General features: G+C 46.8%; 14 protein-coding genes. 12 read left to right on the top strand and 2 right to left on the bottom strand.

Annotated features, from left to right (window positions below; all coding sequences use genetic code 11):
- Positions 1-130: 130 nt before the first annotated feature.
- The 8 genes from ACR0QW_RS09890 (at position 131) to ACR0QW_RS09925 (ending at position 4,285) form a co-directional block, all read left to right on the top strand.
- Entirely contained in the window at positions 131-637 is a 507-nt protein-coding gene (locus tag ACR0QW_RS09890) for a hypothetical protein (RefSeq protein ID WP_021840511.1), read from the top strand.
- Between the two features lie 12 nt (positions 638-649).
- Positions 650-1,507 (top strand): hypothetical protein, encoded by an 858-nt coding sequence (locus ACR0QW_RS09895; RefSeq protein WP_014128557.1) that lies wholly within the window; start codon positions 650-652, stop codon positions 1,505-1,507.
- Complete coding sequence (locus ACR0QW_RS09900) at positions 1,504-1,749, top strand: hypothetical protein (protein WP_071818993.1); 246 nt, start codon at positions 1,504-1,506, stop codon at positions 1,747-1,749. The genes ACR0QW_RS09895 and ACR0QW_RS09900 overlap by 4 nt, the downstream gene beginning before the upstream one ends.
- Complete coding sequence (locus ACR0QW_RS09905) at positions 1,685-2,242, top strand: N-acetylmuramoyl-L-alanine amidase family protein (RefSeq protein ID WP_432643500.1); 558 nt, start codon at positions 1,685-1,687, stop codon at positions 2,240-2,242. The genes ACR0QW_RS09900 and ACR0QW_RS09905 overlap by 65 nt, the downstream gene beginning before the upstream one ends.
- A gap of 2 nt (positions 2,243-2,244) precedes the next feature.
- Positions 2,245-2,511, top strand: coding sequence for a hypothetical protein (locus ACR0QW_RS09910; RefSeq protein ID WP_014128555.1), 267 nt, complete (start codon positions 2,245-2,247; stop codon positions 2,509-2,511).
- A 115-nt stretch (positions 2,512-2,626) separates the two neighbouring features.
- Positions 2,627-2,920 (top strand): hypothetical protein, encoded by a 294-nt coding sequence (locus ACR0QW_RS09915; protein WP_014128554.1) that lies wholly within the window; start codon positions 2,627-2,629, stop codon positions 2,918-2,920.
- Between the two features lie 86 nt (positions 2,921-3,006).
- A complete protein-coding gene (locus tag ACR0QW_RS09920) occupies positions 3,007-3,198 on the top strand; it encodes a hypothetical protein (RefSeq protein ID WP_021840512.1) in 192 nt (63 codons plus the stop codon).
- A gap of 19 nt (positions 3,199-3,217) precedes the next feature.
- Positions 3,218-4,285, top strand: a complete 1,068-nt coding sequence (locus ACR0QW_RS09925; RefSeq protein ID WP_014128553.1) for a DNA cytosine methyltransferase — start codon at positions 3,218-3,220, stop codon at positions 4,283-4,285.
- A 28-nt stretch (positions 4,286-4,313) separates the two neighbouring features.
- Here ACR0QW_RS09925 and ACR0QW_RS09930 read toward each other — a convergent pair whose 3' ends face one another.
- Entirely contained in the window at positions 4,314-5,402 is a 1,089-nt protein-coding gene (locus tag ACR0QW_RS09930; RefSeq protein WP_014128552.1) for a restriction endonuclease, SacI family, read from the bottom strand.
- Between the two features lie 2 nt (positions 5,403-5,404).
- Positions 5,405-6,064: a DNA-3-methyladenine glycosylase family protein gene (locus ACR0QW_RS09935; RefSeq protein WP_014128551.1), complete on the bottom strand. Its 660-nt coding sequence runs from the start codon at positions 6,062-6,064 to the stop codon at positions 5,405-5,407.
- Positions 6,065-6,314: 250 nt separating this feature from the next.
- On the opposite strand from ACR0QW_RS09935, the gene ACR0QW_RS09940 reads away from it, so the two are divergent.
- From ACR0QW_RS09940 to ACR0QW_RS09955, 4 genes are all read left to right on the top strand, one after another.
- The gene (locus ACR0QW_RS09940; RefSeq protein ID WP_014128550.1) at positions 6,315-6,707 is read left to right on the top strand and encodes a deoxyribose-phosphate aldolase; all 393 of its coding nucleotides are present in this window, start codon (positions 6,315-6,317) and stop codon (positions 6,705-6,707) included.
- The gene (locus ACR0QW_RS09945) at positions 6,700-6,861 is read left to right on the top strand and encodes an SHOCT domain-containing protein (RefSeq protein WP_432643501.1); all 162 of its coding nucleotides are present in this window, start codon (positions 6,700-6,702) and stop codon (positions 6,859-6,861) included. Before ACR0QW_RS09940 ends, ACR0QW_RS09945 begins: the two co-directional genes overlap by 8 nt.
- A gap of 48 nt (positions 6,862-6,909) precedes the next feature.
- The gene (locus ACR0QW_RS09950) at positions 6,910-8,589 is read left to right on the top strand and encodes a recombinase family protein (protein ID WP_432643502.1); all 1,680 of its coding nucleotides are present in this window, start codon (positions 6,910-6,912) and stop codon (positions 8,587-8,589) included.
- On the top strand, positions 8,574-9,453 hold an 880-nt coding region (locus ACR0QW_RS09955), incomplete at its 3' end, for a recombinase family protein (RefSeq protein WP_432643503.1). The genes ACR0QW_RS09950 and ACR0QW_RS09955, both read left to right, overlap by 16 nt.

The raw sequence follows: 9,453 nt of genomic DNA on the forward strand, positions 1-9,453 counted from the left end.
GAACAGGTCGTCACCGCTGACAGCGGTCATGCGGCCCTTTCCCGGGTGACGGTAGCTGCCATCCCGTCGAACTATGGCAGAATCAGCTTTAATGGCTATGAGTTGAAAGTCGAGTAAAGGAGCAATCAACATGGCGAAAAACGTAAAAATCAATTCGGTCGTGTATGCGGAAGTGCCGCAGGTTTCCATCCCTTTGGCAGAAGGGCAGGGGACAGCTGTCTTTTATGATACGACCGGGGCTGCGGCGGCATCGGGCGATATCCTGACGGGAAAATCCGCTTTTATCGGGAACGGCTTCGTCGCGGGTTCCATGCCCAATAACGGAGCCATCAGCGGCAGTATCAGCAAGGCCGATGGCACGTATACCATCCCGGCCGGGTTCCATAACGGCAAAGGGGCAGTCCGCATCAGCAGCGAGGAACAGGCCAAGCTGGTCAGCGGGAACATCAAGTCCGGGGTGACGGTCCTCGGCATCAGCGGCAAGTCCAGCGTAGTCGATACCAGTGATGCCACCGCCGCCGCGGGGACGATTGTCAGCGGTAAGACGGCCTACATCAATGGTACCAAGGTGACGGGCAGTCTGACGACCGTTTCCGTTTCCCAGGACAGCCTGACGAAAATCCTGACTGTCGAGTAAGGAGGGAAGGCCATGAAGGTAAATGTGACGATAGCCGGAGCCAGTTACAGCGAAGTGCCATCCATCCTGATTCCCCTAAAAAAAGGCGGCAGGGCACGGTTCTGCGAAGTGTCTGACACAACGGCGAAAGCCGCCGATGTGGCTAAGGGGAAAAAGTTTTATACTTCAGAGGGTGAACTGGTGACGGGGACGGCTGACCTGTCACAGGCAGATGCACGAAAGACGATAACCCTGATTCAAAAAGAGCATCAGACCATTACGCTTACCTGCAACCATCCGGAGTTATCCTCACAAACAGACTCAGATGGAAATACCGTATATGCTACAACGTATCAGGATACCTTGAGCATCAACTTGAAAGCAGATACCGATTATTATGCGGGGAAAATCACTATCAACGGGGAAGAGCAGGAAAACAGCAGTACCAATCCTCAACTTGCTTATATATCGGCACCCATCAGTAATGGCATGATTGTCAGTGCAACCGACGCCGCCCCGATTCCCACTGTTCCTTTTACAGATGTAAGCCTTACGATGACGGGACAGGGCACGCAGTGGCTGACTGGCCATATGCTTATGACGACGAAGCAATCCCCGGAAAGCCCTAAGATAGTCGGCGTGGGGGCTCTGGAAAATGGAAGCCGTAAAGGGCTGCTGTTCCTGTTGGATGAAGAAAAACGATATGCAGGTTGCAAAGTTGAACTTACGACAGGGACAGGAATATCGGATACCACAGAATTGTTCTATGAGAAAGATAATGATCTGGGGGTCATAATGATTGGGGAAATATCAGATGCTTTATATTCTTATCTGGCAGAATCTTCAGAGACAAATGCAGAAGTCATACTGACAGTTAAGGTGGTGGGATGAGTTTGTTTGAGAAAGTGAATATCCCCGACTGTATCGTCATTATCGGTCTGGTCACAGCACTAATCCTGGCGATTTTTTATGCCCTGAACGAACTGGCTATGTCCATTGCGTCAGGGCTTCTCGGTTACATCGGCGGCACCGTGAAGTCCGCCGTTCATCAGAAAGGAGAAGAAAAACATGAAAGTATTCCTGAATCCCGGCCATGCGCCGGGCGGCCATCCCGATCCGGGGGCCGTCAATAGTGAAAGCGGTCTGCGTGAGTGCGATGTCGCTTTGGCAGTCGGTCAATCTGCGGAAAGTTACCTGAATGCGGCAGGAGTAGCAACAGAACTGCTCCAGTCTGACAGCCTGGAGGAAATCTGCGAAGCCGCCAATGCCAGTGATGCCGACATCTTCGTGTCCATCCACTGCAATGCCGCCGAAGCCGAAGAAGCCAACGGCACGGAAACCTGGGCCTGTGCCGGCAGTTACCGTGGCAGCATGCTGGCGAGTTGCATCCAGAACCAGATTGTCGATGCCCTGGATACGACAGACCGGGGCGTGAAGATTGCCACGCCCGGCGTCAACGGCCTGTATGTCCTCACGAACACGGACATGCCCGCTGTCCTGGTCGAACTGGCCTTCATCACCAATCCTAGTGATGAAGAAATCCTGGCCAATGCTCAGGATGCCTTGGCCAGAGCAGTGGCACGGGGCATCACCGATTACGAACAGCTGATTCTAGGAGGTAAGTGACTATGAATCGTGATGAAATCAAGAAAGCCGTCGCCGATGCCGTCGTATCCTTTGCCAGGAGCGAAGCCGAAGCGGCCATCAAGTCCATCGACCTGGATGATGTCCAGAAGCTGGTGGAAGCGCAGATGAAGAACCTCACAGACCCGCTGGAAGCCGAAATCCAGACCACCACAAGCTGGTGGGTGAAGATCCGGAACAGGCTGTATATCACCTTGATGCAGCAGGCGGTCAAAGCCATCGTGGCTGATGTAAAACAGAAGATTGCATGAAAAGAGCCGGTATGGGACATCGGGAAGGATGTTCTGTACTGGCTTTTTATGTTACAATGAAAAATAAGAACTTTCAATGTCTGGACTGTAAATGGCTGATTGAGAGGAAAGCAACATGTGGAAGGTACTCACCGAAGAATTAAATCAAATCGGCTCTGAAGGCGGCAAGATTCTAAAAGATGAAGAATATAAAGGACAATGCCGTATTACCTTAGAACGATGCATTCGTTACGATGCCATCACCTGTGGTGTGTACGGCGAAATGGTTCACACTGCTTATTCTGATGCCAAAGATTCATCTTCTCTGTATGAATCAATGAAGAAAGAACTGCAGATGTTCATTGATGCAGATTTCGATGATGAAGAGAAACGTAGTGACTTTTATGAAGTCTTTGTAAATCGGTATTAAGAATAGCCGTAAGCCCTGTTTTTACTTGATATTGTTCGCTTAATGGTATAAAATCAGACATACGTAAATTCTGGAGATAAGTAATCATGGAATATATGACGGTTAAGGAAGCTTCTAAGAAGTGGAATATTACTATGCGACGTATTCAAGTGTTATGCAGCGAAGGAAGAATTGAAGGCGCTTTTCGTTTCAGTAGAGTGTGGGCAATTCCGATTGATGCACTTAAACCTATCGATGCAAGAATACATACAGGAAAATATATAAAAGCCAATAAATAAAGAAAGTAGAGTTGTTCATATGGATAAGAAAAAAACTGCGATTTCATTGTTTTCAGGTGCGGGAGGAATGGATGTTGGCTTTGAAAAAGCGGGAATCCAAGTTCTTGTTGCAAACGAAATTATGCCAGAAGCATCAGAAACTTATAAAGCCAATCATCAGGAAAGCAGAATGATTAATGATGACATCAACAATGTCATTAATGAGCTTGATAAGTATTCTGGAGTAGATTTTGTTTTTGGGGGGCCGCCTTGCCAAGGGTTTTCTGTAGCGGGTAAAATGGACCCTGATGATAGTCGAAGTAAATTGATTTTTACATTTCTGGATGTTATAAAAAAAGTACGGCCCAAGGCATTCGTGATGGAAAATGTAAAAGCTTTGGCAAAGTTAGAAAAGTGGGGGGACGTCAGAAAACGATATTTAGATACAGCCGCAATGTTAGGCTACCAATGCTTACCCTTTGTTTTGAATGCAACTGAGTTTAATGTTTCGCAAAAAAGGGAACGTGTATTTTTTGTTGGGGTTAGGGATAATTCAGACATCTTTTTCGAGTACCATATGAATGAGCTTTTAGATGAGGAAAAGAAAAAAGCCCCTATCATTAGAGACTTATTAAAAGATTTAGGAAAGGCTGGTACGGATAAAAACCCAAATACATGTACGGCCAAAATTACATTCGCAACTCATCCAATTATGAGAAAATCACCATATGCAGGAATGTACTTCAATGGCCAGGGAAGACCAATCAATATCGATGGATATGCAAATACGCTGCCAGCTTCTATGGGAGGAAACAAAACTCCTTTTGTAGATGAAGAATATTTGTACGGAAAGGCTGATGAAGACTGGGTAGTAAAATACCATAAAGGATTACTTGATGGATCAATAACTCCCCAATTCGAAGAAGCTCCAAAACGATTACGTCGTTTGACAATCAATGAAGCTATTCGTATACAGACTTTCCCTGATGACTATATTTTTTGTGGAAATAAAGGGAAAATATATACACAAATTGGTAATGCTGTACCTTGCAATCTAGCCGAGGCTGTAGCTAAAGCTACATTGAAGTACATGGAGAAGTATGAGTAAGGAACTCATATTTCTCCATCTTTATTAGTCAAATATGCTTCAACCCAAAAATTTGTTGACCTAAGGCGTCTAGGTATGCGATGACTTCTTCTTTGAATTTAGTGTCATGCGCAACTTTTAGAATGAACTTCATAAATTCTTTAGTGTCTGGTTCGGCGATACAGTTCAGTAAGCTAGAAAAGAATTCGTTATAGGGTACTACACGTAAGAAAAAATTTTTACTTAGATATTCTTGCTGAATATCATTAATGAAATCTGATTCAGGACATGCTCGAGGACCAAAAATAAATAACATATGATTTCCGCCTGCAGTAATAACTTTATCTGCAGCATGTCGAACATCTGGTTCAGAGAAATTTTTATCTTTTAATTCGTTAGAAGAAATTAACTCATTATCGACGTAGATATCTAAATCGCTGACTTCTCGTCCTGACGCACCGCTTTGATTAACGGGATGGACTTCGACTCTTGCACCAGGACGGTCTTTATAAATTAAATGATACGTTCCTGCAACCATTAAAGTAAGAATTTCACCTTCGAAGCTTTCTTTCAGCGCTTTTATGATGTATGTCCATAACAAAGCTGGGGTATTCGAAGTTTCACGTACATAGAAATTCAAAGATTTTTTTTGTGCATCTCGTAATTTGATTAATTTACAGAGTAAGTACACCAAACAATCAAATGCATCTTGTGATGTTTTTATTGTAGGTAAATTATCACATAATGCATTTAATATATTTTGGTCATTTCCTCTGCGAACTGCGTTGGTTTTGCTTAGTTCAGGGAACCGGGCCGGTTTGTTTAAAAAAGGTTCATTAGAGCCACCCATCGCTTTTTTTAAGACTTCCATCTCAAAAGGCACAATTACTTTATGACAAATTGTTCTTGCGTCATAGGCTCCTGGAAGCGTTGATTTCTTTTGAAGACAAAGAGGATTTATTTTTTCATCAGTAGCTTTAGATAAAAGAGCTGTAAACAGTACATATTTATAAGTCAGATGGGTGTTGTCAATAACATAATCAATTAACTCTTCATGTGTACAAGTTGACTCTGGATTATAACTCGCAACAGCATATGCTTTTTTTAGTATTTTTTCTGCTTCTTCTCGCATTCCCATAATTAATCATTCCTTTTAAATAGATGAAATTCTTTTTTTGTAAATCCCATGTCCAAAGCCCGGTAAAGAAACCGGGCAGCAATGGAGGAGTAGGGCTTCCACTTTTTACATTTCTTTTCTATGGATGCTCTCGACACATCTTCTGTTTTATAAAGCCATTTGTAGCTTTGTAAAAAAGCAACGTCTTCGAATGGCAGGATATCCTGTCTGTCCAGGACGAAGATCAAATACATCTTTGCAGTCCAAGTACCAATGCCGCGAAGACTGACTAATTCTTTGAGCGCAGCTTCATCTGTCATATCAGGAAACTTCGTAAAATCAAGTTCTCCTGTCAAGACGGCTGAAGCTGCGTTTTTTATATAGTTAGCCTTCGCAGTAGAAGTACCGATTGCCTTGATTTCCTCAACGGAGAGCTTTGAAATAGACTCCGGGGTTATCTGACCAGCACATAATTCTTCAAACCGCCCATAGATTTTGGCTCCGGCTTTTATCGACAGCATCTGCTCGATGATTTCATGGATCAGAAAAGGAAAGGGATTATCAGTGTGTGGTTCATAGGTAATCGGGCCAACCATGCTGATGACTTTTGTCAGTCGTTTATCTTTTTTGCATAAATATTGGACAGAAGGGCTGTCTTGATTCAAGGTGACGATAGCGGCCATAGAAGCTCCTTGTGTACACACCGTCTGTAAATTTTCTAAGCCGTGGTGTGTTTATATTGAGTTTCTTTAATTATAACACACTGAAACGACAGCTACTATAGGTACAGCACAGCCGTACTTATTATTTAGTACGAGTAATGAAAAATCGGATGCTCACATGGGCATCCGTATTTTTTTGCCATCAAAGTACTTAACGATAGCTGTTCTGTCCTATTACTCCTAAAAGCTAAATTTTCAGGAGGTGTCCTCGATGACGGACGAACAGAAACAACAGATCATTGCCCTGCGCCGGGATGGGGCGGGGTATGGCAGGATTGCGGCGCGGCTCCAGATTTCCATCAACACGGTGAAGTCGTTCTGCCGACGGCACAGTCTTGCTGCCAGTACAGCGGGGGCAGTCTGTGAGCAGTGTGGAAAGCCGATTGAACAGAATCCGGGACGGAAGCGGAAAAGGTTCTGCTGCGATGTCTGCCGGAATAAGTGGTGGAATGCACATCTGGAGCTGGTGAAGCGGAAAGCAGTCTACACCTATACCTGTCCGGCTTGCGGGAAGAAATTCACTGTCTACGGCAACAGCCATCGGAAGTTCTGCTCCCATGCCTGCTATATTGCATACCGGTTCGGAGGTGTCCGCCATGGATAAGAGGTCGTTTCAAAATGAAACAGCCTTCCAGGTGGTGATGCATCTGGCAAGGCGGATGCTGGCCGAAAAGCTCATCACCGGGAAGGAGTACCGGGACTTCGAGCAGGAGATGCTTCGCCGCTATCAGCCTTTTTCCGGGGACTTATACACTTGATAATTGTATCAAACAGAGTGATATATAGTGTCGAAAGGAGCTGATTCTATGCGGACTATCCGTAAGATTGAACGACGCATACCAAATTTGAAGCAGCGAAAGAAAGTCGCAGCCTATGCCCGCGTATCCATGGAATCGGAGCGGATGCACCATTCCCTTTCGGCGCAGGTCAGTTATTACAGCAGCCTCATCCAGAAGAACCCGGACTGGGAATACGCCGGGGTCTATGCCGACTATGGCATCTCTGGGACGGGGATGAAGAAGAGGCAGGAATTCCTGCGGATGCTGGAAGATGCCGAAGCCGGGAAGATAGACATCATCCTGACCAAGTCTATCCAGCACTTCGCACGCAACACAGTAGACCTTCTGCGTACCGTCCGGCATCTGAAAGAGCTGGGCATCGAAGTTTGGTTTGAAAAAGAGAATATCCATACCATGAGCGGGGACGGCGAGCTTATGATGACCATCCTGGCATCTTTTGCCCAGGAGGAAAGCCGTTCCATTAGTGAAAATATCCGGTGGCGCATCAAGAAACAATTTGAGCAGGGGAATCCTAACGGGCGGTTCCGTGTTTATGGGTATCGCTGGGAAGGGGATAACCTGGTGGTAGTTCCCGAGGAAGCAGCTGTTGTCAGGCGCATCTTCCAGAATTTCCTTGATGGCAAGTCACGTTTTGAAACCGAACGGGAATTTGCTGCCGAAGGCATCACGACCCGGAATGGCTGCCGCTGGATGGATTCCAACATCAGGGTTGTCCTGACCAATGTTACCTATACCGGCAATATGCTTTTCCAGAAGGAATATGTGACGGATCCAATCCTCAAGAAGCGGAAGAAGAACCGGGGAGAACTTCCTAGGTATTATGTTGAAAATACGCATGAGCCTATCATCGACAAGGAAACCTTTGATTACGTGCAGCAGGAGATGGCGCGGCGAAAGGAACTGGGGGCGCTGGCCAATAAGTCCTTGAATACGACCTGCTTCACGGGGAAAATCAAATGCGGCATCTGCGGTCGGAGTTATATGCACAATCGCCGCACAGACCGGGGCTTTGAAGAATTCTGGGATTGTGGCTCCCATAAGCTGAAAGGCCGGAATTGCGGCGCAAAAGGAAGTATCCCGCATGCAGTCCTTGTAAAGGAGAGTACAGAAGTCCTAGGCCTGGATGATTTCGATGAGCAGGCCTTCCTTGACCAGGTCGAAAAGATAGTAGTGCCAGAATACCACGTGATGGTTTTCTGTATGAAAAACGGACAGAAGCTTATCCGGCACTGGGTATCAACGGCGAAAAAGGATTGCTGGACCGATGAGTATAAGGATCGCCAGAGGGCATGGATGAAAAACTACATGGCCAATGGCAAGGGAACACGGTTCTCCGCCTTTACGACACGTGTCCGGTGCGCCTTGTGCGGATCCTCTTTCCGGAGGTGCAAAACGAAGCATGACAGGCCTGTTTATTGGCGATGCAGCAAAGGCGGCAAATGTGAATCGGTCAGCATCCGGGAAGATGACCTGAAGCGTGTGGCCGCAGAGGCCATGGGGTTAGAGGACTTTGATGAGGATAGATTCCGGGGAAAAGTGGAATCTATCGAAGCCGGAAAGCCAGACTGCTTGACTGTCCATTTCAAGAGTGGGAGAACAGAAGAGATTTCTTATACGCCTACGCCATCCAAGCGGCGTCCCAAGGCACGGAGAAAGGAGAGCGGAGAAAAGTGGCAAAGACAGTAAGGGCCATCCCGGCCACCATCAGCCGTTATACGGCGGCTCCGATTAACAGCCGGAAGAAGCGGAGAGTAGCGGGCTATGCCAGGGTTTCCACGGACCATGATGACCAGATCAGCAGCTATGAAGCACAGGTCGATTATTATACGAACTATATCAGGGAACGGGATGACTGGGAATTTGTCGGCATCTACACCGATGAAGGCATCTCGGCTACCAACACGCGTCACCGCGATGGCTTCAAGCGGATGGTCAGGGATGCCATGGATGGGAAAATCGACCTCATCGTCACAAAATCAGTCAGCCGCTTCGCCAGAAATACCGTAGACAGCCTGACAACGGTACGCAAGCTCAAGGACAAGGGCATCGAGATATATTTCGAGAAGGAAAATATCTGGACGCTCGATGCCAAGGGCGAACTCCTCATCACCATCATGAGTTCCCTGGCGCAGGAAGAAAGCAGGAGCATCTCGGAAAACGTCACCTGGGGCCATCGGAAGCGATTCGCTGACGGGAAGGTGTGTGTGCCGTTCGGCCATTTCCTTGGCTATGACCGGGGACCGGACGGGAATCTGGTCGTCAACCGGGAACAGGCCAAGACGGTGAAACTGATTTACCGCTTGTTCCTGGACGGGTATACCTTCCACTCCATTGCCAGGGAGCTGACTTCCAGAGGACTGGAAACTCCGGCAAGAAAGAAACGCTGGTATCCGGGGACGGTAGAGAGCATCCTGACAAATGAGAAATACAAGGGCGATGCCCTGCTGCAGAAGCGGTTCACCGTCAACTTCCTGACCAAAGAAACGAAAGCGAATGAAGGGGAAGTGCCGCAGTACTATGTGGAAAATAACCACGAAGCCATCATCAGCC

Origin of the sequence: Acidaminococcus sp., assembly GCF_050873445.1 — a bacterium.
Taxonomy (GTDB): domain Bacteria; phylum Bacillota; class Negativicutes; order Acidaminococcales; family Acidaminococcaceae; genus Acidaminococcus.